The organism is Rhizobium mayense (assembly GCF_030272705.1).
GTDB lineage: Bacteria > Pseudomonadota > Alphaproteobacteria > Rhizobiales > Rhizobiaceae > Rhizobium > Rhizobium mayense.
In genome coordinates this window covers 1-23,766 of the sequence record NZ_JARFYM010000011.1, presented here as the reverse complement: position 1 = coordinate 23,766, position 23,766 = coordinate 1, and the positions used below count along the sequence as shown (strand labels likewise).

At 60.3% G+C, this 23,766-nt stretch carries 22 protein-coding genes; 13 read left to right on the top strand and 9 right to left on the bottom strand.

Annotated elements, in window-relative coordinates; all coding sequences use genetic code 11:
• The first annotated feature begins 7 nt into the window (after positions 1-7).
• From PY649_RS15720 to PY649_RS15695, 6 genes are read left to right on the top strand one after another with little or no spacing between them, the layout of a single operon-like run.
• Positions 8-943 carry an ABC transporter permease gene (locus PY649_RS15720; protein ID WP_285869468.1) on the top strand — a complete coding sequence of 312 codons (936 nt, stop codon included), beginning with the start codon at positions 8-10 and terminating at the stop codon, positions 941-943.
• 1 nt (position 944) lies between these two features.
• The gene (locus PY649_RS15715) at positions 945-1,829 is read left to right on the top strand and encodes an ABC transporter permease (protein ID WP_285869466.1); all 885 of its coding nucleotides are present in this window, start codon (positions 945-947) and stop codon (positions 1,827-1,829) included.
• On the top strand, positions 1,826-2,833 hold the full coding sequence (locus tag PY649_RS15710; RefSeq protein ID WP_285869465.1) for an ABC transporter ATP-binding protein: 1,008 nt from the start codon (positions 1,826-1,828) through the stop codon (positions 2,831-2,833). Before PY649_RS15715 ends, PY649_RS15710 begins: the two co-directional genes overlap by 4 nt.
• On the top strand, positions 2,830-3,825 hold the full coding sequence (locus PY649_RS15705) for an ABC transporter ATP-binding protein (protein ID WP_285869464.1): 996 nt from the start codon (positions 2,830-2,832) through the stop codon (positions 3,823-3,825). Before PY649_RS15710 ends, PY649_RS15705 begins: the two co-directional genes overlap by 4 nt.
• Before the next feature lie 33 nt (positions 3,826-3,858).
• Positions 3,859-4,854 (top strand): dihydroxyacetone kinase subunit DhaK, encoded by a 996-nt coding sequence (locus PY649_RS15700; RefSeq protein ID WP_285869463.1) that lies wholly within the window; start codon positions 3,859-3,861, stop codon positions 4,852-4,854.
• A 10-nt stretch (positions 4,855-4,864) separates the two neighbouring features.
• Positions 4,865-5,521 (top strand): dihydroxyacetone kinase subunit L, encoded by a 657-nt coding sequence (locus tag PY649_RS15695; RefSeq protein ID WP_285869462.1) that lies wholly within the window; start codon positions 4,865-4,867, stop codon positions 5,519-5,521.
• Here the strand turns inward: PY649_RS15695 and PY649_RS15690 are convergent.
• Positions 5,484-6,059, bottom strand: a complete 576-nt coding sequence (locus PY649_RS15690) for a TetR/AcrR family transcriptional regulator (RefSeq protein ID WP_285869461.1) — start codon at positions 6,057-6,059, stop codon at positions 5,484-5,486. The genes PY649_RS15695 and PY649_RS15690 overlap by 38 nt on opposite strands.
• Before the next feature lie 95 nt (positions 6,060-6,154).
• Between PY649_RS15690 and PY649_RS15685 the strand changes: the two genes are divergently transcribed.
• Positions 6,155-7,063 carry an SDR family oxidoreductase gene (locus PY649_RS15685; protein ID WP_285869460.1) on the top strand — a complete coding sequence of 303 codons (909 nt, stop codon included), beginning with the start codon at positions 6,155-6,157 and terminating at the stop codon, positions 7,061-7,063.
• An 80-nt stretch (positions 7,064-7,143) separates the two neighbouring features.
• On the top strand, positions 7,144-7,725 hold the full coding sequence (locus PY649_RS15680) for a histidine phosphatase family protein (protein ID WP_285869459.1): 582 nt from the start codon (positions 7,144-7,146) through the stop codon (positions 7,723-7,725).
• Positions 7,726-7,804: 79 nt separating this feature from the next.
• Here the strand turns inward: PY649_RS15680 and PY649_RS15675 are convergent, their stop codons facing one another.
• The gene (locus tag PY649_RS15675; protein ID WP_285869458.1) at positions 7,805-8,740 is read right to left on the bottom strand and encodes a phytanoyl-CoA dioxygenase family protein; all 936 of its coding nucleotides are present in this window, start codon (positions 8,738-8,740) and stop codon (positions 7,805-7,807) included.
• Between the two features lie 133 nt (positions 8,741-8,873).
• On the opposite strand from PY649_RS15675, the gene PY649_RS15670 reads away from it, so the two are divergent.
• On the top strand, positions 8,874-9,737 hold the full coding sequence (locus tag PY649_RS15670) for a helix-turn-helix domain-containing protein (RefSeq protein WP_285869457.1): 864 nt from the start codon (positions 8,874-8,876) through the stop codon (positions 9,735-9,737).
• Here PY649_RS15670 and pdxR read toward each other — a convergent pair.
• Positions 9,727-11,154 (bottom strand): MocR-like pyridoxine biosynthesis transcription factor PdxR, encoded by a 1,428-nt coding sequence (pdxR, locus tag PY649_RS15665; RefSeq protein WP_285869456.1) that lies wholly within the window; start codon positions 11,152-11,154, stop codon positions 9,727-9,729. The two genes, PY649_RS15670 and pdxR, sit on opposite strands and share 11 nt — an antisense overlap.
• 96 nt (positions 11,155-11,250) lie before the next feature.
• On the opposite strand from pdxR, the gene PY649_RS15660 reads away from it, so the two are divergent.
• Positions 11,251-11,934, top strand: coding sequence for a pyridoxamine 5'-phosphate oxidase family protein (locus tag PY649_RS15660; RefSeq protein WP_285869455.1), 684 nt, complete (start codon positions 11,251-11,253; stop codon positions 11,932-11,934).
• 34 nt (positions 11,935-11,968) lie between these two features.
• Complete coding sequence (locus PY649_RS15655) at positions 11,969-12,631, top strand: GNAT family N-acetyltransferase (RefSeq protein ID WP_285869454.1); 663 nt, start codon at positions 11,969-11,971, stop codon at positions 12,629-12,631.
• 31 nt (positions 12,632-12,662) lie between these two features.
• Here PY649_RS15655 and aac(6') read toward each other — a convergent pair whose 3' ends face one another.
• On the bottom strand, positions 12,663-13,100 hold the full coding sequence (gene aac(6') / locus PY649_RS15650; RefSeq protein ID WP_285869453.1) for an aminoglycoside 6'-N-acetyltransferase: 438 nt from the start codon (positions 13,098-13,100) through the stop codon (positions 12,663-12,665).
• A 149-nt stretch (positions 13,101-13,249) separates the two neighbouring features.
• Here aac(6') and olsE point away from each other — a divergent pair, with 149 nt between their 5' ends.
• Both olsE and PY649_RS15640 read left to right on the top strand, forming a co-directional pair.
• Positions 13,250-14,257, top strand: a complete 1,008-nt coding sequence (gene olsE / locus PY649_RS15645) for an ornithine lipid hydroxylase OlsE (RefSeq protein ID WP_285869452.1) — start codon at positions 13,250-13,252, stop codon at positions 14,255-14,257.
• Positions 14,258-14,603: 346 nt separating this feature from the next.
• Positions 14,604-17,927 (top strand): thiamine pyrophosphate-dependent enzyme, encoded by a 3,324-nt coding sequence (locus PY649_RS15640; RefSeq protein WP_285869449.1) that lies wholly within the window; start codon positions 14,604-14,606, stop codon positions 17,925-17,927.
• Between the two features lie 89 nt (positions 17,928-18,016).
• Here PY649_RS15640 and olsC read toward each other — a convergent pair whose 3' ends face one another.
• From olsC to PY649_RS15615, 5 genes are all read right to left on the bottom strand, one after another.
• A complete protein-coding gene (olsC, locus tag PY649_RS15635; protein WP_285869447.1) occupies positions 18,017-18,862 on the bottom strand; it encodes an ornithine lipid ester-linked acyl 2-hydroxylase OlsC in 846 nt (281 codons plus the stop codon).
• Positions 18,863-19,217: 355 nt separating this feature from the next.
• Entirely contained in the window at positions 19,218-19,607 is a 390-nt protein-coding gene (gene crcB, locus PY649_RS15630; protein WP_285869446.1) for a fluoride efflux transporter CrcB, read from the bottom strand.
• A 120-nt stretch (positions 19,608-19,727) separates the two neighbouring features.
• Complete coding sequence (locus PY649_RS15625) at positions 19,728-21,131, bottom strand: voltage-gated chloride channel family protein (protein ID WP_285869445.1); 1,404 nt, start codon at positions 21,129-21,131, stop codon at positions 19,728-19,730.
• Between the two features lie 258 nt (positions 21,132-21,389).
• A complete protein-coding gene (locus tag PY649_RS15620; protein ID WP_285869444.1) occupies positions 21,390-22,214 on the bottom strand; it encodes a class I SAM-dependent methyltransferase in 825 nt (274 codons plus the stop codon).
• Between the two features lie 256 nt (positions 22,215-22,470).
• Complete coding sequence (locus PY649_RS15615) at positions 22,471-23,571, bottom strand: helix-turn-helix transcriptional regulator (RefSeq protein ID WP_285869443.1); 1,101 nt, start codon at positions 23,569-23,571, stop codon at positions 22,471-22,473.
• Positions 23,572-23,766: the final 195 nt, after the last annotated feature.

Sequence of the window (23,766 nt, the reverse complement as noted above, 5' to 3'; positions counted from 1 at the left end):
TGGATATATGGCCCGATACTTATTGCTGCGGTTGCTGGACGCGATCCCGACCGTTCTGCTGGTTCTGACGCTGGTATTCATCGCCATGCGTATCCTGCCGGGCGATCCGGCAATTGCTGCGCTCGGCGACATGGCAACGGCCGACCAACTCGCCCAATTCCGCGCCAAGATGGGCCTCGATGCGCCGCTCTGGCTGCAGTATATCCATTTCGTCCTTGGCGCCTGCACGCTCGATTTCGGCAAGTCGATGATGACCAACCAGTCCGTGTTGGGACTGATTGCCTATAACCTGCCCTATACGATCGAGCTGACCGCCGTCGCCATGCTGATCGGCACCGCCATCGGCATCCCCTTCGGCGTCGTTGCCGCGACCCATCGCAACGGCGCGCCGGACAGCGGCATGCGCGTCTTTTCCCTGATCGGCTACGCCATCCCCGACTTCTATCTCGGAGCGTTGCTGCTGATCGTCTTCGCCCTCAATCTCGGCTGGTTTCCGATCAATGGCGGCGGCAGCAACTTTCTGGACAGCCTCTATCACGTCTTCCTGCCGGCTCTCACGCTCGCTTTGGTCAAGGCCGCGTTTATCGGCCGGTTGACGCGCACCTCGCTGCTCGAGGTGCTCGGTAAGAATTATGTGCGTACCGCGCGCGCCAAGGGTGCGGGCGAAACCCGTGTCATCTATCGACACGGCCTGCGCAACGCGCTGCTGCCGCTGACAACCGGCATGGGCCTCAGCCTGCTGACGACACTTTCAGGCTCAGTCGCGATCGAGATGGTCTTCAACCGGCCGGGCATCGGCAAGCTTCTGATCAACGCTATCGCCGAGCGCGACTATGCCGTTATCCAGGGCGGCGTCATCGTCTTTGCCATGGTCGTCGTTCTCGTCAATCTGGTGATGGACCTGCTCTACATCGTGGTCGATCCGAGAATTAGGGTGAAGTGAGATGACGCTGACCATCGATCGCGATCTCGCCGAGATCGCCCCCGCTCCCACGTTCACCACTCACTTGCAGCATCTGATCTTCGGTCGGGTGTCCACCGTCTTTGCGCTGCTGCTGATCATCATCTTCGTGGCGGTCGCCATCCTGGCGCCGTTGATTGCCCCTTATGATCCCCTGCAGCAAAGCTTCCTGGCGATCAACAAGGGCGCATCGGCCCAGCATTGGCTCGGTACCGATCAGTTCGGCCGCGACGTGCTGTCACGCATGATCTATGGCTCACGCAACTCGCTGATCTTCGGCCTCGTTTCGCCGCTCCTTGCCGCCGCCTTCGGCACCACGCTCGGCGTGACGGCAGGCTTCTTCGGCGGCACGCTTGACCGGCTGGTATCGCGGCTGATCGATATTCTCCTTGCCTTTCCGGAACTGCTGCTGGCGATCATCATCGCGGCCGTTCTGGGCGGCGGTTTCTGGAATATCGTCGCCGTCATCACCGTCGCCTTCATTCCGGGCTTTGCCCGCGTCGCGCGCGCCTCGACGCTTGCTGTGAAGCAGGAGCCCTATGTCGAAGCCGCGATTGCCGCGGGTGTACGGACGCCCGTGATCATCGTCCGCCATGTCGTCCCCAATATCGCCGCGCCGATCGTCGTGTTGATGACATTGTGGGTGGCTTCGGCCATCCGTCTGGAAGCGGCGCTGAGCTTCCTCGGCATCGGCACGCAGCCGCCGAATCCGAGTTGGGGCAACATTATCCGCGACGGCCTCAACAATATGTTCGGTTCATCCTGGCCGATCATCAGCGCCGGCTGCGCCATCACCTGCGTCGTGCTGGCTTTCAATCTGCTCGGCGATGCCGTGCGTGACGTGCTGGACCCGGAGACCGCCCCATGAAACAACCACTGCTCAAGGTCGACAATCTGGCGGTGGAAGTAAGCGGCAAAGCAGGCAGGGTGCGTCTCATCGACGGCGTCAGCTTCGAGATCGAAGCCGGCGGCGCGGTCGGCATTGTCGGCGAATCCGGCTCCGGCAAATCGATAACGTCTCTGGCGGTCATGCGGCTTATCCCGGAGCCGCCGCTGAAAATCGCAGAAGGCCGCATTGCGTTCGACGGCACCAACCTGCTGGACCTGCCGCTTTCCAAAATGCCCGAGATCCGCGGTCGTGACATCGCTATGATCTTCCAGGAGCCGATGAGCTCGCTCAATCCGGTTATGACCATCGGCGACCAGATCGGCGAGGCTATAAAGCTGCATGCTCCCGGCACCCGCGAGCAACGCCGCGCCCGCATCATCGAATTGCTCGGCCTTGTCGGCATCCCCAATCCGGAAGGCAGGCTGGATGCCTATCCACACCAGTTCTCCGGCGGCATGCGTCAGCGTGTGATGATCGCCATGGCGGTCGCCTGCAATCCGAAGCTCCTGATCGCCGACGAACCGACGACCGCACTTGACGTCACCATTCAGGCGCAGGTGCTGGAACTGATGCACAAGATCAGGAAGACGCTGAATACGGCAGTCCTCCTCATTTCCCACGATCTCGGCGTCATCGCCGATGTCTGCGACCGGGTGATCGTCATGTATGCCGGCCGCGTTGTCGAGGATGCCGATGTCCGCTCGGTCTTCCGCGCGCCGGCTCATCCCTATACCCGCGCCTTGTTGAAATCGATTCCACGCCTTGGCGGCGACCAGACGCGCCTGTTCCAGATACCGGGCTCGGTTCCGGCGGCGGGCTCGGTGAAGCAAGGCTGTCCTTTCTATGCCCGCTGCACGCTGCGGGTCGACCGCTGCGCCGCCGAAATGCCGCCGATGTTTTCCTTCGGCGCTGCGCACCGTGCCGCCTGTTGGGTGACATCAAGCGAAATGTCGGCGACATCACCTAAGGAGGTGGTGCGATGAACAGCATCCTGCGCGCCGAAGGCATCAGCAAAACCTTCTCGGATAGCGGCGGCCTGCCGTTCGGCAAGCCGAAACAGGAAGTCCGCGCCGTCGACAGCATCGATCTCGACATCAAGCGCGGCGAGACGCTCGCGCTGGTCGGCGAATCGGGCTGCGGCAAATCAACGCTCGGACGGTTGCTACTCAGGCTGATCCAGCCGAGCGGCGGCAAGGTCTGGTATGACGGCACCGACATCACGGCACTTTCCAGCGAACAGATGCGCAATATGCGCCGCAAGCTGCAAATGGTGTTTCAGGACCCCTATGGATCCCTGAGCCCCCGCCGTTCGATCGCGCAGATCATCGCCGAGCCGCTGGACGCGTTCGGTATCACGCGTTCAGCGAAGGAAAAGCGCGACCGCGTGGCGGATCTCCTGACACAGGTCGGCCTGACGCCGGCCTTCATGGACCGCTACCCCCGGCAGTTTTCCGGCGGCCAGCGCCAACGCATCGGCATCGCCCGCGCCATTTCGGTTGAACCCGATTTCATCGTTGCTGACGAACCGGTCTCCGCGCTCGACGTTTCCGTGCAGGCGCAGATCATCAATCTGATGCAGGACCTACAGCAGCAGAAGGGCTTTTCCTTCCTGTTCATCGCCCATGATCTTGCCGTAGTGCGCCATATCGCCGACAGGGTCGCGGTGATGTATCTCGGCCGTATCGTCGAGATCGGCTCCAAGAAACTGGTCTATGATCTGCCGCAGCATCCCTATACGCAGGCACTGTTGTCCGCCGCTCCAGAGCCCGACCCGGATCTGAAAAGCCGCCGCATCATTCTTGAGGGCGACGTGCCGAGCCCGACCAACATGCCTTCAGGCTGCGCTTTCCGTACCCGCTGCCCGCTCGCCAAGGACATTTGCAGCGTAGAGCGGCCGCCGCTCCGCGAAGTCCGTCCCGCCCAATGGGCCGCCTGTCACTTCGCCAAGCCCAATCCAATTCCGCTCAAGGCTTGAGAGCCGCATCCATCCATTTCGGAGACAGACGTCATGAAGAAGATTTTGAACGCCCCCGACAATTATGTCGATGAGATGCTGGAAGGCATGGTTGCGGCCCATCCCGAATTCTATGCGCAACCGGCGCATCGGGTGATCACGAGGGCCAGCGGAGCGCGGACCGGCAAGGTCGGCATCGTCACCGGCGGCGGTTCCGGCCATCTGCCCGTCTTCACCGGCTATGTCGGCAAGGGCCTGCTCGACGCCTGCGCCATCGGCAACGTCTTCGCCAGCCCTTCGGCCGAGCAGATGGCCGAGGCGATCCGTCTCGCCGACGGTGGCGCGGGTGTGCTCAGGCTCTACGGCAACTACGGCGGTGACGTCATGAATTTCGACATGGCCGGCGAAATAGTGGAGATGGAACATGATATTCGCACCACCACCGTATTGCTCGCCGATGACGTCGCCTCCGCCGGACCGGACGAGGCCGGCAAGCGCCGCGGCGTGGCCGGCATGATCTATGCGTTCAAGATTGCCGGTGCGCATGCGGAAACCGGCGCCGATCTCGACGACGTGACTCGCGTGGCACAGAAAGCAGCGGATGCCTGCCGCTCGATCGGCATGGCGCTCACCCCCTGCACCATCCCTCAGGCCGGCAAGCCCACGTTCGAGATCGGTGATAATGAGATGGAAATGGGCATGGGCATCCATGGCGAGCCCGGCATCTGGCGGGCCGAGATCAAGCCTGCCGACGCCATCGCCGCCGAAATGCTCGACCGGCTGCTGGCCGATCGGGCGCTGGCAAAAGGCGACCGCATTTCGATCCTTGTCAATTCTCTCGGCGCAACGCCGGCAGAAGAGCTCTATATCCTCTACCGCTATGCCAAGAAGCGCCTCGACGGACTCGGTGTCGAGATCGTCATGCCGCTCGTCGGCCGCTACGCCACGTCCATGGAGATGACGGGAGCGACCATCACGATCATCAAGTTGGATTCCGAACTCGAAAGCCTGCTGAGAGCGCCTGCGGAATGCGCTTTCTGGCGCGTATGAAAGGGACCGCATGTCGATCGACAGCAAGATGCTTACCGCCGCGCTGGAGCGCGTTGCGGCGAATGCTCGGAAAGCATCGGACGAGCTTTGCGCGGCTGATGGCGCACTCGGCGACGGCGACCTCGGGATTACCGTTTCCAAAGGCTTTACCGAGGCTTCCGAAGCAGCGCTGCCGGATGATATCGGCATGGCCCTGCTGGAAATCGCCAAAACCTTCCAGCGCGTCTCGTCCTCTTCCTATGGCACCCTGCTCGCCACCGGCTTCATGGCCGCTGCCAAGCTCAGCAAGGGGAAAACGGCGATCGCACCGGAGGAACTGCCGACCCTGGTCGCTGCCGCCCGCGACGCCATGATCAGCCGCGGCAAGGGCCAGCTCGGCGACAAGACCGTGCTCGACAGCATGGACGCCGTCGTAGACGCGATCGAGGCAACACCCGCCTCCGACATGATCGCCGCCGCGATTGCCGCGGCCGGCAAAACCGTCGAGGACTACCGCCAAAAACCCAACAAGCTCGGCCGCGCCCGCATGTTCGGCGATAGGAGCATCGGTCTACCCGATCCCGGTCAACTTGCTTTCCTGAGAATTGTCGAAGGACTGCACGCGAAGGAGCGAGATCACATAAGTTCTGTCAAACCTGAGCGGCCGACGGAAGGATCGCGACAATGAAGCGCTCGAGATGGGCTTCCACATAGCGCTCCACGTCGTCGTCGGGACTGAAGCTCCACCAGAGAAGGGAGCCCTGCCATTGCGACGCTATCAGCAGGCCAATCTCCTTCGGCGCCTGCGGAATATCGGAAAAGCACGCATCCAGGGCCTGTGACAATGCAGCCTTCCAAGAGGCGCCGCGTGCTCGGAGAACGGGATCGCGAAGATCCTCGCGCAGGACAAGCAGACCCTCGGCATAGGCTTCGATGCCGCCATAATCATGCGACAGCGCCACCAGCAGTTCCACAGCACCCTTGGCTGTTTTCGGTGCGGTCGCCGCCAGTGTCGCCGTCTTTTCGTCCAATCGGTTCCAGGCATGCAGTAGCGTGGATTGTTTCAGCCCGGCCTTGCTTTTGAAGCGCTGCACCAGCGTAGCGGTCGATAGTCCACAGGCTTCCGCAAGGCTTGCGAAGGTCAGAGCTTCCGGCCCGGCCTGATGGATCAGCTTCAGCGCCATTTCCAGTACATCCTGATCCGTCCGCGTCTTGGGTCTGGGCATTGTCGTCTTCTGTTGTTTATAACCAATTAGTCGGTTATAAATAGATATCCGGTTTTTCGCTAGCCCGTAAGCATTGGGAATATCGGGAGGATCAAATGACTCTTCAGGGAAAAATTGCCCTGGTCGCGGGCGCTACGCGCGGCGCCGGACGGGGCATTGCCGTTGAACTGGGAGCTGCCGGCGCGACCGTCTATGTCACCGGGCGTACGACACGCAATCATCAATCCGACTACGCTCGCCCGGAAACCATTGAGGAAACAGCGGAATTGGTAACGGCAGCCGGTGGGCATGGCATTGCGGTGCAGGCCGACCATCTCATTGCAGACGAAGTGCGGCAACTGGTCGAGCGCATTCGCGCCGAACAGGGACGGCTCGATATGCTCGTCAATGATATCTGGGGCGGCGAAAGGCTGTTCGAATGGAACAAATCGGTGTGGGAGCACAATCTGGATAACGGCCTGCGCATGCTGCGGCTCGGCATCGACACGCATCTGATCACCGCGCATTTCGCCCTGCCGCTTCTGATCGAGCGCGCCGGTGGTCTATTGGTCGAAGTGACCGACGGCACCGCCGAATACAATGCGGACCATTACCGGCTTTCGCCCTTCTATGATCTCGTCAAAGTGGCTGCGACGCGCATGGCGTGGGCGCATTCCAAGGATCTCGCGCCCTATGGCGCAACTTCCGTTTCGCTGACGCCAGGCTGGCTGCGGTCGGAAATGATGTTGGAAGGCTATGGCGTCAGCGAGGACAATTGGCGCGATGCCACCGCCAAGGTTCCGCATTTCATCATCTCGGAAACCCCGCGCTTCGTCGGTCGTGCCGTCGCAGCGCTTGCTGCCGACCCGGATCGCGACCGCTGGAACGGCCAATCGCTGTCCAGCGGCGGCCTTGCGCAGGTCTATGGCTTCACGGACCTTGACGGTTCCCGCCCGGATGCATGGCGTTACGTTCCCGAAATTGAGGATGCCGGCAAGCCGGCGGACGCGACCGGGTATCGATAGGCCGCAGATCGTCCCTCGACAGACCGTCTCGCAGATGCGAAGAAACACCGGGAGTTTCAGCGCGATTGAGAGGCGTTCAAATGAGCAGTTCGTATCCGGAAATCTACCTGGTTCGGCATGGACAGACGGAATGGAGCCTGTCCGGCAGGCATACCGGTCGAACCGACATCCCCCTGACATCAGCCGGTGAAGAAGCCGCCCGCAAAGTTGCCGGCCGCCTCCCCACCATCGATTTCGCCGCCGTCTGGTCGAGCCCGTCACAGCGCGCCAAGAGCACCAGCGCGCTTGCCGGCTTCGGCGATGCGCGTGTCATCAAGGACGATCTGGCCGAGTGGGACTATGGCGCCTACGAGGGCGTCACCACCAAGGAAATTCTCGCTCAGCGCCCCGGCTGGCAACTGTTTCGCGACGGATGTCCCAATGGCGAGGCGGCCGCCGATGTCGGCGCGAGAGCCGACCGGATCATCGGCGAGCTTCGGAACGTGAACGGCAACGCTCTGATCTTCTCCAGCGCGCATTTCCTGAGAGTCTTCTCCGCCCGCTGGCTCGGCCTGCCGCCGGAAGGCGGCGCACACTTCGTGCTCGACACCACCAGCATCAGCGTTCTCGGCTATGAACACGACCTGACCGAACCGGTCGTCCGCCGCTGGAACCAGGTTTAGCCGATCGTCTAGGCATCCGTCTTCAAGGATAGAGATCAAGCGGCAGCAAGGCCGCTCGATCAAAGTTTCGCAACCACTTTTACCAGGCAGTCAGCCCCAGCAGCTTTTCGCCCAGCGGCGTCAGGACGGCCGTCGTCGCGTTGTGCTTTTCCCAGTCGCGGGGATCGCCGGGAAAGGCTTCTCGCTTCGGATGATCGAGCTCGCGCCACAGGCGGATGCGTTCCTCACGCTCGGCGACATTGCCGAATTCGGCCGGATGCATCGAAATATACTGCGCCATGCGGACGCGATTTTCCGCGTGATTCGGGAGGACGCCATGGGCAAGAAGTGAATTGAAGATCATCAGATCGCCGGGCTCCATATCGATGTTGACGACCGAAAGGCCGGCCATGTCGGGATGCATCGGATCCCGGTCTGCGGGCTGCGTCTTCACCCATTCCTCAAACTGCTCGAACAACGCCGGCACGCACTGAAAACCGCCGACATCACCGTCCTGCTTCTTCAGACTCAAGACGCCCTGAACGCCTATCGGCAGTGGACGAAGGGATGTGTCAACATCCCAGTGAATGAAGCCGTTCGGATTGCCTTTGATCTTCTTCGGCGGATTGAGATTGGCGCGATCGATCGTCACCCACAGGTCTTCGCGGTCCCAGATATCGACGAAGGCGCCATAGATGCGCGGCTCCATGCGATTGTCCCAAAGATACTGATGGTTATAGATCTCCAGCATGCCCGTGTTGTTGAGCTCGTTCATCTTGTGCTCGCGGCGTTGCGGCGCATACCAGGTCGAAGGGTCGTTCGGGTCTTTCTCGTCGAAGGTCCAAAGCACCTCCGCAAGCCGCTCAACATTGGCGGGAGGGACAGCCTGCCGTACGATCACATAGCCTTTGGTGATCCAATGCTGCCAGTCTTGCTGCGAGAGAACCCGCAGTGGCAACGTCTTCTTTATGTCTTTCAGCTGCGTCGTCGCGGAAGAAGCGGTTGGATGAGCGTCCCGTTTCAAACCTTGCTGCATATGCGTCTCCCAGTTCGTTGATCCCTGTCACGTCAGGCGATGCTCCAGCAATAATGGAATGTCGGTCACTCGTGTTGCTCGGCTCTGGCCGACTCTGATACTATTCTAGCCTCCGCTATCAAACAGACGCCCGATGAGACCCTATCTTGAAATATTAACACAGTCGCCGGAAGCGTCGTGGAGCATGCTGAACCGGCGGCTCGACGATATCATCCCCTTCCAATGGCATCATCATCCCGAATTCGAACTCACACTGACGCTGAACTCCATCGGGCAGCGTTTCATCGGTGACCATAGCGCCGACTATGGCGACGGCGATCTCGTGCTCGTCGGCCCCAACCTGCCGCACACATGGGCCTCACGCGCAAAGATCGATGAGCATAAGCCGCATGTCGCCCTTGTCTTTTGGTTCCACCGCGAATGGCTGCTGCAGATAGCGGGCGGCGCCGTCGAATTCCGGCCGATCGAAGCACTGGTGATGCGAGCCGACAACGGCCTGCAATTTTCGAAAGGGATCGCTGCTGCAGTACGGCAGGAGTTCGAGGCAGTCTTTGAAAAACCGCCCGTCGAACGCCTGCTGTCGCTGTTGAGCATCCTGGTCAGGATCGCCGGTGACAGGCAGGCAACGCCGCTTGCGAGCGCGCCGGGCCAATCGCAGGAAGTGAGGGAGAGCCGGGACCGCATCGACCGCGTACTGACACATATGCATCTCAATTATGCGCGCGCCATCAGCCTGGACGAACTGGCCGATATCGCCGCGCTCAGCGTTTCCGGCCTACATCGGATGTTCCGCCGCCACACCGGCACCGCCATTTCCGATTACCTGATGCGCATGCGTATCGGCGACGCCTGTGCTCGCCTCTCCTCCACCAATCAAGCGGTCCATCATATCAGTGAGGCCGTCGGCTATAATTCAATCGCCAATTTCAACAGGCAGTTCAAAACCCTGAAAGGCATGACGCCGCGAGAATACCGACGATTGTTCGTCAGGCGGTGACGCCTGGAAACCGAATCAGCTTGGCAATTTTCGCGGCCGCCGCATCCGCAGCCTCGGGCGCCATCCGCGCGATTCCGAACAACAGCCCCGGCCTTGCCGGTCCAAGATGCAAGGCTGACATGGCGCGAAGCGCGAAGCCCTGGGCATTGATCTTTTGCGCAATGGCCCGGTCATCGATGCCTGAGTCGCGGAACCAGGCAGCCAATTGCAGCCCTCCGGTACGCTCGCCGATCTCGAGCCGATCCCCGCAATGACGGCGTAACGCGGACACGGTGGCTGCCATCCGCGCAGCATAGACCGAATTCATATGTCTCAAATGCGCGCGAAAACGGCCTTCGCGAATGAAATCGGCAAGGGCGGCCTGAATATGGATCGGCACTACGGCTCCCCTCAACCGCTGCGCGGCCGCGGTCTCGGACACGAGACGGGATGGCACCACCGCGTAAGCAACGCGCAGGCCGGGCGCGAGCGTTTTCGAGAAAGTGCCGAGATAGGCGACCACCTCGCCTCTGTCGATGCCTTGCAACGCGGCGATGGGGCGCGAGGCGTACTGGAATTCGCTGTCATAGTCGTCTTCCAACACCACCGAACCGTTAGCATGGGCGAATTCGAGCAGGGCCAGGCGGCGCGGCAGGCTCATCGTCACGCCGGTCGGATATTGGTGCGAGGGCGTGACATAGATCAGCCGCGGCGGCGGACCGGTAACCTTGGCTACATTGATACCCGCCTCGTCGCACGGCACTGGCACGAGATCCGCACCCGCCATCCGCAGCAACGCCTGCGCCGTCCCATAGCCTGGCTCCTCCATCCAGGCAACCGTCCCATCTGGACGGTTCGGCCGAAGCAGGACGCCCGCCAAAAGATCAATGGCGGCTCCTGTGGAGGGAACGATGAGGACTTGTTCGGGGCGGGCGATCACACCGCGCGTGGCAGAGATATGCTCGAGGATTGCCTCGCGCAACTCGCGAATGCCGCTGTGCGCACCATAGCCGAGGTCGTGCACCCGCAGCGAACGGCCGCGAGCCCCAAGACAGCGCGCCCAGGCGGCATGTGGAAAAGCTGCTACATCCGGAACTCCGGGCTCAAAAAGGCCGCCCGTGCCCGCCTCGATCGCTGGCGTCGGGCTGAGTGTCGTCGGCGCGGCTTGTCCCTGTAACGGCGGCGTGGTGAAAGCGGCGACACGGGTCGCAGCACCTGTCGTCGATTGCAGATAGCCCTCGGCCTTCAGCCGCTCATAGGCGTTGACAACGGTGGAGCGCGCGACTCCGAGCGAGACCGCCAGCCCGCGTGTCGACGGCAGCCGCTGACCCGGCGGCATCTGCCCCTGGAGAATGCGATCGCGCATCACGCGATACACTTGGCCCTCCAGGTCGCCCACGGTCCGATCGAGGTCCGGCCATTGTGCAACAGAATCCATGATACGCCCTCAACTGGTCTGCTAAAAATAGGAAAACTGGCTATTTATAACCTACCTCTTTGGCGGCAAGGATAAAAGAATACCGATGAGGGAACCATGGCCGATCTTTACCCGCCACAAAGCGACGACTATCCGACCACCGAGCGCTCGCGCGTGCGGCGCGAACATGATCGCGGCAGCCATGGCCGTGCCGATGTCTATGCGGTTTTGGACGCCACGCCTTTGTGTCACGTCGGCTATGTCCTCAATGGCGCACCCTATGTGACGCCGACGCTGCACTGGCGCAAAGGCGACCACGTCTATTGGCACGGTTCCGCCGCAAGCCGCTTTCTGCGTTCGGCAGAGGATATGCCCGTCTGCCTCACCTGCAGCATCCTGGACGGCTATGTGCTCGCCCGCTCCGCCTTCAACCATTCGGTCAACTATCGTTCCGCCATGGTTTTCGGAACGGCCCGCCTGCTGGAGGATGCGGAGGAAAAGGCCGGGGCACTGCGCCGCTTCGTTGAAAACCTGTTTCCAGGCCGCTGGGATAGCCTGCGGCCGATGACGGGCCAGGAGGTGAAAGCGACGTCAGTGTTGCGGATGGAAATCGAAGAGGCGACAGCCAAGGTCCGCAACGGTCCGCCAGGTGATACCGGCGAGGCGGATTTTCCCGTCTGGGCAGGCGTCCTGCCGGTGCGCAGCCACTTGGCTCCGGCGGAGGCCGCGCCTGGACTGCCCAACGGGATAGAACTACCCGAACCGCTCGCGGCACTGATACAATCGGGCCGGATTCGATAGATTGCCCTCGCATTTGATACCAAAGGACTTTGATATGGACCTCACGAATTGGAATGGCGTGCCGCGCCCGGAACGGATCACCCTGGAAGGCCTCTATGTCCGGCTGGAGCCGCTGGACGCGGCACTCCATGGCGCTGATCTCTATGCCTCGGCGCAAGCGCCGGGTGCCGATGATCGATTCCGCTATCTGTTCGAGGATGCGCCGGCCAATCTCGCCGCCTTCACGCCCTGGCTTGAAAAGGCCGCCGCCAGCACTGATCCCCTGTTCTTCGCCGCGATCGACAAACGGACCGGCAAGGCCGAAGGCCGCCAGGCGCTGATGCGCATCGATCCCGTGCATGGCGTCATCGAGATCGGCAGCATTCTCTGGGGCCCTGCCATCGCCCGCAGCCGCGTCACCACCGAAACGCTCTATCTCTTCGCCACCTATGTCTTCGACACACTTGGCTACCGCCGCTTCGAGTGGAAATGCCACAATCTCAACGAGCCGTCGAAGCGCGCCGCCACGCGTTTCGGCTTCACCTTCGAAGGCATCTTCCGGCAGCACATGGTCGCCAAGGGCAAGAACCGCGACACCGCCTGGTTCGCAATTATCGACGCCGACTGGCCGCGACTGAAGGCCGGCTACGAGAGATGGCTGTCGCCTGAGAATTTCGACGAGGCTGGGCAGCAGAAGACCAAGCTGACGTTTGAATGAGACCTTGGCCTTTCGGCATAGGTTTCCGATCCTAGAGCGGCTTTCGAAAATACACGACGCGTTCGGTTTCCTCGAAACCCAACGCGTCGTGGAATGCGTGGCTTACTATGTTGTCGAGCAGCGCATCCGAGCCAAATTCATGGCATCCGGCAGCCCGTCCCCAGGCCGCAACCGCGTCACAGAGCGATCGCGCGACGCCCTGCCGCCTGTTCTCCGGCCGCACATAGATGCCCTCCAGGAAAAGCACAGGAGACGTCTCGCAGCCGTTCACATAGTCGTACCGAACTGTCGCCTCCGCAAACCCCACGACATCAGCCTGCTCACAGGCAAGGTATGCAATGGCGCCTTCTTTCGAGAGAAGCTCAGCGATCTCGGTACGATGATTTTCGATCGAGCTATCCGGCCAGAGTTCAGCACGCAGACGCAACCACGCGTCCCGATGTTTGAGGTTCGCTTCTTCTATACGCATGGCTCGGCCTCCAACGATCTGAGGCGCCAATTTACCAGACTAGAATCGATGACCGGAAGATTTTGCTTCCTCGTCCACAATCATCGCGGTACATATCCCGCATATTGCGCGCCACCCCACCCGATTGACGAGAATTCGAGGACAATGGCATGACATTTCAAAACAGTTCGCGTCTCTACGCTGCTGTTTCATCCTTATTGTGGCCAGTCGTCTTTTGCACCGGGCTGACGGGCGCCTATTTTGCGTTTCAGTCGCAAATGCCGCTCCTTTGGTTCAATGTCGTCTATCTCTCGATCGTGGCGACGATTGCGCTCTTCGAGCGGCTGATGCCCTATGAGGAGACCTGGCTGGAACGCGACGGCGAGACGTTCAGCGATGTCGCCCACACGCTTTTGAGCAAAGGGGGCGTGCAGATCGCGGCGGCCATCGGCACGTCATTTCCGATGGCGGTGGCAACCGTAGCGCAGCCCTTCCTGAGCCATCAGGCGCATATCTGGCCGCAACAGTGGCCGTTGGCTCTACAGGTCGTGCTTGGACTGGTCATCGCCGAATTCGGCCTCTATGTCGCCCATCGCCTCGCGCACGAATACCTGTCGCTTTGGCGTTTCCATGCCTTGCATCACAGCGTCGAACGCTTGTGGGTCGTTAACACCGGGCGTTTCCACATCATCGATTCGCTGTTCAAGATCGCGCTCGGCCAGATCCCGCTCTATCTCTTGGGCGCGCCGCTGCCGGTCTTCTTGTGGATCGGCGCCGTGACAGCCTTCATCGGTCTCCTCACCCATTGCAACATCGATGTACGCACCGGTCCGCTCGACTGGTTCCTGTCCACGCCGCGCCTGCATCGCTGGCATCACTCGAAGCTGCTTGCCGAGGGCAACACCAATTACGGCGAAAACCTCGTGATCTGGGATCAGATCCTTGGCACCTATTACAATCCGCCCCGCCCCTCCTCCACCGACATCGGCATCAGCGGCAAAGTCGCCAAGGGCTTCCTCGCTCAGCTCCTACAACCCTTCTCTACCAAGGGACGTAAGCAGATCATCGGGAAAAAGCCAAAGGAGCTGCTGGCCAAGGAAGAACAGGCTGCGAGAGCGGCTTCTCTTCGCGAACAAGCCAACGAGCCGATCGGCAAACGAGCTGACGGACGATCATGAACGGCATTCCTCGCTTGGCATCGACGCAACGGCGAGTGGTGCCGCGGCGATCACCGGCTCCTATGCCAACGCCGGCGGGGGCACGATGATGCAAGGATATGTCGCAGAGATTCATGCGGCGACGAAAAAGGTCTAGCCTCTTCCCTCCATTCACATTTATGATCGAAGCCACAGAGATTTTTTGTGTTGAAACCGGCGCCGCCAAATTCCCGCATGCAACCAGTGCTCGGAAACCTATTTCAAATCGAGAAGATATTGTCATTTAACGTGTATTGAAAAAGGCATCCCACGGGGTTACCTATCCCACGCGAATTAATGACAATGAAAGATTAGGAAAATCATTGAAATGGAAGGGAGATTTACCACAGAATACCTCAAGCAACTCCATAGAATATTTTTCACATCGCGTGAAATAGATCGGCTTGAACGAGAATTCATCAAGCAAGGCATAGCACATTTTCACGTTTCCGGCGCGGGACATGAGTCGACTGCGCTGCTGAACGAATTCCTCCATGATGACGATTGGTTGCATCTGCATTATCGCGACAAAGCCCTGATGCTGGCGCGTGGCATGCCCATTCGTGAGTTTTTCTCCAGCCTTCTCGCCACCAGTAATTCCCATTCCGCCGGCCGACAGATGAGCGCGCACCTTTGCTCCCGCGCTCTCAACATCACCTCCATCGTCGGCCCCGTCGGCAACAACGCATTGCATTCCGTCGGCGTTGGCGCGGCACTGAAACACAAGCCGGGCCTGCCGATCGCCATTTGTTGCGTCGGTGACGGCACCACGCAGCAGGGCGAATTCGTCGAAGCCGTGGCCGAGGCCGTGCGTAGCCAATATCCCGTTGTCTTCATCGTCGAAGACAATAGTTTCTCCATCTCGACGCGGACCACCAAACAGACCTTCTTCGATCTGCCGACGGGACCCGCTTCTTCTTTCTATGGCCTCGACATCATCCGCGCCGATGGCGACGATCTGCAGGCGTCGCGTGAAGCTTTCCGCAAAGCGGTCCGCCACAGCCGCAACAACCGCACGCCGAGCCTCGTGGTTCTCAATATCGAGCGCCTGTCCGACCATACCAATGCCGACGATCAGAAGACCTATCGCACCCAGGAGGAGATCGAGGCCGGCTCCGTCCACGATCCTCTTACCAATCTGCGCGCCGCCCTGCACAAGGCAGGTGTCGACGCCGCCGCGCTGGAACAGATCGAAAAGGATCTGACCGCCGAGGTGCAGGCACAAGCAGCCCTTGCCCGCAAGGAAGATGCGCCGCACGTCGAGCCCGAAGCGAAGGCGCCTTATCCAGCCTCTTTCGACGACGCGACCGAATATCGCGGCGGCAAGACTGCGGCGACGCTGACCATGCGCGAGGCGTTGAACGGCGTGCTCGACAAGCAGCTTGCCGACAATCCTGATGTGGTCCTTTTCGGTCAGGATATCGAAGACCCCAAGGGCGATGTCTTCGGTGTCACCCGCGGCCTCAGCACGAAATACCCCGAGCGTGTGCGTAACGCGCCCCTCAGCGAATCGACCATCGTCGGAACCGCCGTCGGCCGCGCGCTTGCCGGTCAACGCCCGGTCGCCTTCCTGCAGTTCGCCGATTTCCTGCCGCTCGCCTATAACCAGATCGTCTCGGAAATGGGCAGCATGTTCTGGCGCACCCAAGGGGCCTGGGAATCACCCGTTATCCTCATGGTGAGCTGCGGCGGCTATAAGCCGGGCCTCGGGCCGTTCCACGCGCAAAGTTTCGAGAGCATGCTGGCGCATACGCCCGGTATCGACGTCGTCATGCCTTCCACCGCCGGCGATGCCGCCGGCCTGCTCAACGCCGCATTCGAATCACGACGTCCGACCGTCTTCCTTTACCCCAAGGCCGTCCTCAACAATTCCGACGGCCGCACATCCACCGATCTCGACAGCCATTTCGTCCGCCCGGGCCTTTCGCGCTATGTCGCGCGCGGCCGTGACCTGACGCTGGTCACCTACGGCAACACGGTTTCGCTCTGCGCCAAGGCGGCGAGCGCCTTCGAGGCCCAGGGATTTTCCGTGGAGGTCATCGACCTGCGCTCGATCTCGCCTTGGGACGAGAAAGAAGTGCTCGCGAGCGCCAAGCGCACCAAGCGCCTGATCGTGGTGCACGAAGACAATCGCACGGTCGGCATGGGCGCCGAAATCGTCGCGACTGTCACCGAGAAGACCGACGTACCCGTGGTCGTCCGCCGGCTTGCCCGCTCGGATGCGCATGTGCCGTTCAATTTCCGCAACCAGTTGGAAACGCTGCCGTCCTACAGCAAGCTCGTCGATCTGATGGCCGAGGTTCTCGAATGCGAGGTCACCTGGCATGAAGAGGACAAGACCGGCCCAACCGCGGCAATCAAGGCTATCGGCTCCGGCCCTGCGGATGAAAGCGTGCTGGTGACCGATGTTCTGGTCAAGCCGGGCGACACGATCGAGGTCGGCCAGCTCGTCGCCGTTGTCGAGGCGACCAAGGCTTCGGTCGAAATCTGCGCCAATATCGGCGGCGTGGTGCAGGAGGTCTTCGCCAAGATCGGCGATCAGATCGCCACCGACAGCGCGCTTCTGACCGTCGACGCCAACCGCGACTTGAGCGAACGCAACTTCGCGCTTGCCTCGGAGACCCACAATAAATTTGTACTGCGCCGGCTGAAGTCGCATTCGATCCCCGCGCTGCGCCGTCATTCCGGCAACTTCTCCGAAATTGCCGTTAGCGGCATGGGTTTTGCAACCGGTGCCCGCCGTGTCAGCAATGAAGACATCATCCACAATTGGCCCAACCGGCGCGCCGAGGAAATCTTTGCCCTGACCGGCATCAAGAGCCGCTACTGGGTCGGCCCCGACGAAGGCACGTTGAGCCTCGCGACCAAGGCCGTCCGCGATCTCCTGCGCCAGACCAATATGACGATCCACGATATGGACCTCGTCATAGCCGCCACCGGCACGCCCGATATCGCCACGCCATCGCTCGCAAGCCGTGTTGCGGTTGCCGTCGCTGAAGACGGCGTGCGGCCGTCGCTTGCCGCCTATGACATGGGAGCCGCCTGCTCGGGCTATCTCTATGCCCTGCAGCAGGCCTATGATTTCATCGCCCAGCAGAACGACGCCAAGGTGTTGATCGTCACCTCGGAAGTGCTCTCGCCGCTGCTCGACATGAACGATTTCTCCACGGCCATCCTGTTCGGCGATGCCGCCACGGCTTGTCTGGTGACCAGCCGCGACATGGCGCGCAATCCGCTGTTTGCGGCGAGCCGCCCGATCATCAGCGGCCGTCCCGAGCCGGGTGACCTCCTCTACGTGCCGCTGCCGGATGAAGGCGTCATTTCGATGAACGGCCGCTCCGTCTTCACCGAAGCCGTGCATTCCATGTCACGCTCGATCGAGGACGCTTGCGTCGATGCCGGACTCGAGCTCGCCAATCTCGACCTTCTGGTGCCGCATCAAGCCAATCAACGCATCATCGACACCATCGCCAAGCGCAGCGGCCGCCCGGCGCTCAGCGTCATCGAAACCTATGGCAACACTAGCTCGTCGAGCATTCCGCTCGCTATGATGCATGTCGCCAATGAACGCTCCGAGCCGCTCAACCTCGGCCTCGTCGCTTTTGGTGGCGGCATGACGTCAGGCGCGGCCATCGTGCGCACGATAAAATAGCTGTAACGGCTTCAGACCGACCAAAAAAACAAAACCCCGGAATCCTGAGAGGATTCCGGGGTTTTCGTTAAGTTCACCAGTCGATGCGCTTATGCCTTCGGGCGGTTTCTCAGCGCTTCGGCTTCGGCGTAGAACTTCTTTTCCCATTCCTTGTGATTGTCGAGGCCTTCCTTGATGAAGGGCGTGAAGATCGCCAGGTTCATGAGAGCCCAGTTGACGATTCGGGCCGGGAACTTCAGCGGCTTGACGAAATCGACGAAGAGCACGACGCGGGTCTTGTCGGAATGGTTCCAGGCTTCGTGCTCATAGGCGTCGTCGAAAATCAGCGCCTTGCCTTCCTGCCAATGGCAGACCTGTTTGTCGACGCGAATGGCGAGCTTCTCGTTCGGCTCCGGCACGATGAGGCCGAGGTGCAGGCGCAGCACACCGTTATAGGGGCCGCGATGGGCGGGGAGATGCTTGCCCGGTTCGAAAATCGAGAACATCGCCGTCGTCAGGCCCGGAATTTTCTGCACGGCCGCCCAGGTGTTCGGGCACGCCTTGATGTTCTGCTCCGACTTTACGCCAAAACCGAGAAGGAAGAAGGTCTTCCAACGCGTGTCTGTCGAAATGGTTTTCACATCGGTGGAGATGTCCTGGAAGGTCGGCAGTTCGCTCTGGCGCAGCAGCACCTTTTCCAGCTCGGCGCGGATCGCGGGATAGTCCTTCTCGATCTCGGCGGCCCAGGGGAAGGTCGCATTGTCATAGACCGGCGGATTGCCGAGCTTGGCGTATTTCAGATTGAGGCTTTCGGCCCACGAGACGATGCCCATGAAAAAGCGCGTCATGGCGCTCGGACGATCCATCGGCGCGATGCCGGCTGTACCGAAGGTTTGTTCTGGAGCACGCGGCTCGGTGGTTGTGGGAGCTGGTGCGCTCAAAGTGCTCTCCGTCATTTCTGTCTGTAGGTGCTATCTGGGGGAGGAAATCTCAGAGGAATCTGCTTGGAAATCTTGGGAAGGCACGGGTTTGGCAATTTCACTATTTGCCTTGCCTATCGCTGATCGGGCCTGACTCCTCTGTTATGCAATAATCATAATAGGCGATTATATGAGTACGTTAGTCGAATTTCGCAAGAGAAACCGTTCGCGAGAGCGGTGGTTTGTTGTGCATTGAAATCTCAGCGAATTCCTGAGTTCTCTGCCGCAGAACTGGCAAAAATGCGGCCGGCAAAGACGCTTTTTGCCGCAGGCCGCTTCACATTTTCGCTAGCCAGTCTGTATCAAGACAATAATTACCCGGCGAAGGGATTTAAGCAGTCTGGCCTTGTGCGAGCAACCGGATAATCGTGAGCCCTGCGATGAGCGCCGCCAACGACAAGATCAGGGACAAGGCGACGTAAGTCAGGGACGTCGCCCATTGGCCACGCTCCCAAAGCGCAACGGCATCCAGCGAAAAGGTCGAGAATGTCGTAAAGCCGCCGAGGATTCCGGTCGTCAGAAAGAGCCGCAGCTCATGCGACAGGCCGCTGCGGAAAACGAAATATTCGGTCAACAGGCCCATGATCAACGAGCCGATGGTATTGACGGCGAGTGTCCCAAAGGGAAATGCGAGGCCCAGCAGGCGGGAGGCGGCCTGGTTGACGCCGAGACGAAAGGCGCCGCCCAATCCGGCGCCAAGGAAGACGATGAGATAATTCATGGAACTCCCCGAATAAACTTAGACAACGATATCTGCTTCTTGAACATCTTCGGCCGCACTCTCGCGGCCGACCATATTCCAATGCTTCATGCTGCAACTTGCCGCCATTGTTGTAACGGATCATGGCTTCGGACCTTTCCGTCTGGACTGCGGCGGCGCCTGTCGAACAATGCCGATCTTGTCGCCTAACGCCTTGGCGTTGAGATCCCGAACATGGCGAAGGGGGATACCAGAGGGAATGTGACTGGCGGCAGCGCTCTTCACGATACCGATACGCTGCGACAGATAGATGCTGGTATGGCCGCTGCAGATGTAGGCAAGGAAGCAGGCCACGGCGAGATAGACCGTATGAGTCGCTCCGAAGATCTCCACACCCATGATCACGCAGGCAAGCGGCGTGTTGGTCGCTCCTGCAAAGACTGCGACAAAGCCAAGCGCTGCGAAGAGATCGATCGGCGCACCAAGGACGGCCGCAATGGCGTTGCCGAGTGCGGCGCCGATGAAAAACAGCGGCGTCACTTCGCCTCCCTTGAAGCCGGAACTGAGTGTCACGATCGTAAAGACCGCCTTCCAGAACCAGCTCCAATAGTCGATGCGTGCCGGGTCGAAGAAACCTGGAATCGTCGCATCGCCGGGATTGGGCGACCAGACACCCAGGCCAAGATATTCGCGCGTGCCAAGCGCATAGACCAAGGCGATGAGCACTGCGCTGGCGATGACCGGCCGTAGCGGCGCATAGGCACAAATCCTTTTGAAGGCTGCCGTCATCATGTGAGAGATTTCGCTGAAGCAGCGCGCCATCAGCCCGAAAGCCACGCCGGCGACGCCGACCTTCGCAAGCAGCAACGCATCGAGATGGAACGTGCTTGCCGACGTGCCGGCGAGATAGGCGATACGGTACTGAATGTGCTCGATACCCCAGGCATGGCAGGCCCAGTCGGCCGCAATCGCCGCCGCAAGAGAAGGGATCAGAGCCTCGTATTGCATGCGCCCGATGGTCAGAACCTCGAGCGCAAACACAGCACCGGCGATCGGCGTGCCAAACACCGCACCGAAACCGGCGGCGATACCGGCCATCAGCAGGATACGAACCTCTGCGTGGTTGAGCCGGAAAAGCTTGGCGAAGGCGCTCGCGATGCTGCCCCCGAGCTGTACCGCTGTTCCCTCGCGCCCCGCCGAGCCGCCGACCAGATGCGTCAAGACCGTCGAGACGAGGATGAACGGCGCCATGCGCAGCGGGATACCGCCGCCGGGCTCGTGGATCTGATCGACGATCAGATTATTGCCACCCTCCGCCCCCCGGCCGAAATGCTGGTAGGCTAGGACCATCAGAAAGCCCGCGACCGGCATCGCAAAGATTAGCCAGGGATAATCGAACCTCGCCACCGTCACCCGGTCGAGGCTCCAGAGAAACAGGGCGGAGAGCGAGCCGACCACGGCCGCCATCGGCACCACCAGGATGATCCATTTCAATATGCTGCGCAGTTGCTGAAAACGATGATGAAAAAATGCGGATGCGGACATTACTTCGTCCCTCCCGCAAGACCGGCGGCTGGCCTGTCGGGGATAGTGATTATTGGACAAAAAAAGGGTAACAGCAGAATTATGGACACGATCCTACTCCTTCGCCCCGTGGGCGTATCGAGTAGGAGTCATTAGCATCTCTGGAAATTCAGAGTAGCGGTTCGGCCACCATGACCCGGCAGAATCCATTGCCGATGGGTTCTCCATACAGACAGGACATCACCCCTGTCAATCCAGGCGTTGCAAGCTTGGCTTTTTTCAATTGGCCTTGGCGACCATTTCGATCGGAGCAATCAGCCCGCCTCCGACCGAGGCGCTGACATTACCCATCCGCTCCGCCGCGCTCGGCCCCATCAGCGCGCCAAGGCTGAGCGCCTGCCCGCCGCTTTCCGCGCTCGCTCGCATTTCCTGCGCCAGCCGGATCGCCAATGCGCTGCGGTCCTGTTCGAACTCCACGGTGAAGCCGGCATCTTTCAGCAGTTGGCGATAAGTCGTGGGACTTCCCACGAAGCTCGTTTCCGGCGTCATCGCCCAGAGCATCGGATAGGGCAGCGCGCCGTCGCGAACCTGCATGATCTCGTAAAGGCCGAACCTACCGCCACGCTTCAGCACCCGCCGCACCTCGGCAAAAAGCGCCGCCTTGTCTTCGATGTTCATGCCGACATGGATCAGCGTCGCGCGGTCGAAACTTTCATCGGCAAAAGGCAGCGCCAGCGCACTTGCCTGCTGGAACGACACTTGCATGGACATGCCGCACCGCGCGGTCAGGGCATTGGCGACATTGACGAATTCATCCGTCAGATCGACACCCGTGACGATACAGCCATACTCGCTACCGATATAGCGCGCCGAGCCGCCAATCCCCGATCCGATGTCGATGAGCCGCATGCCATCGAGCAGATCGAGATCTTTGGCGAATTCCACCGTCGCCTCGCGCCGTCCGAGATGAAATTCATCGACACCGGCAAGGTCGTCGATGCTGAGATGATCGATATCCTTGCCGCTGGCCGCAAGACCGCCCAGGATCGTCGACTCCAGGGAACCACGTGTATAATGGCTTGCTACCTTTTCTTCGATGGACATGATCCCTTCTCCATGATCTCGCATTCACACGATCATGGAAGAATGCTGCGCTTGCTCCTTACTCCCGTCAAGCGATTGCAGCGACACGACCGCACCGCTCCGGCAAATGATGCAGAAAGCAGATCACGAGAAGTCGCAATGCACCTCGGCAGCAGTTCATCGGAGGCACCAAGCGCCAGGCCTTTCGCTAAGGCTCAGGGCGTTCGTCGCTCGAAACGCCCCACTGGGCCGTTTTGTCAGCTATGCAGACCGCTCCTCACCCCATCCTGATCCCCGCCAACAGCAGGGAGAGCTCCGGCTGCCGGTTCGTGTCGGTCTTGCGGTAGATCGATTTCAAATGGGCACGGGCCGTCTGGTAGCTGACCGTGCGCTGGGTGGCGATGTCATGCAGGGTCATGCCCTGGGCAAGCATCAGGGCGATCTCGGCCTCGGCGCGGGTCAATCCGAAAAGCTTGGTCAGCGTCGCCGGCCGCTGGCGAACCTTCTCCTCCGGATCTTCAACGGTGGCAAAGGCACAGGAGTGGCAGAAAACATCCTGCATATCGCCATCGAGGCGCTGCATGCGCACAATCAACGGCCGCCGGCCTTTGCGGCTCAGCAACAGGATTTCCGGCTCCGCTGAGGTCAGCAGGTTGCCGTCTCCGAGTACGGCCTTAAGCCGCCGATCGAAGGCGCTCGCGTCCTCCTTGCGGATCGGGCACATCCGCCCCTGGGTGATTTGCAGATCCGGACCAAGCAGCCTGCGCATCTTCTCGTTGACGGTGGTTACAAGGCCCATCCGATCGAAAAACACGCAGGCGACATTCGCCAATTCGAAGGCGGTCGCCATGCCCTTCACTTCACTTGCGGATATGTCGCGCATAATTCTGGCCGTGATCATAAGTTTCTGACGTATGCGATGCAAACTTCTTGCCTCGTCCCGGCTGTAGGGACCGTCGTCGATCCGCCGCTGCAGGGCAAAGCCCAGGAGATCGTCGCCGGACGAAAAACCGACTACTGCCGACCAACGCAGGCCAAAACGCTCCTGCGAGCGATAGAAATCGAGTGTCTTGAACTCGTCTTCGCCAGCAAAATCCTGCTCGAGCATAACTCCCGCTTGCCGCAACATCGGAATGTGCTGCCTGCGGAAATCCTGCCGGTACCATTCGCCCGCGAAATAATCCTCCATCGCTGGAACAAGACTTTCCGTGACGATGAAGGTGTTAAGCAATCGACCCTCGATCGGGACGATGTTGGCGCCGTAGGATCCAGTTGCCACCGCGACCTTCTCCAGTACGACAGGCCACAGCGTTGGATCCAGCGCTGCGCCAAAGAATCCATCCGTTACACTGTCGAGCGCATGAAGATCGAACCCCATTAGCCCCTCATCTCGGCTATAACAGCCGATCCAAGCAGTTTACCCATCACGTCCCCCAACGTCATGTGCGAATCAGTTTATTGATGCAAATTCAAAATAATACAAGAAACATTTTTGGTATTAGCGACGTATTCTAGGATATTCAGAACATAGCGTGCGCCTAATATATAAAAAATATCAATAATATCATTATAT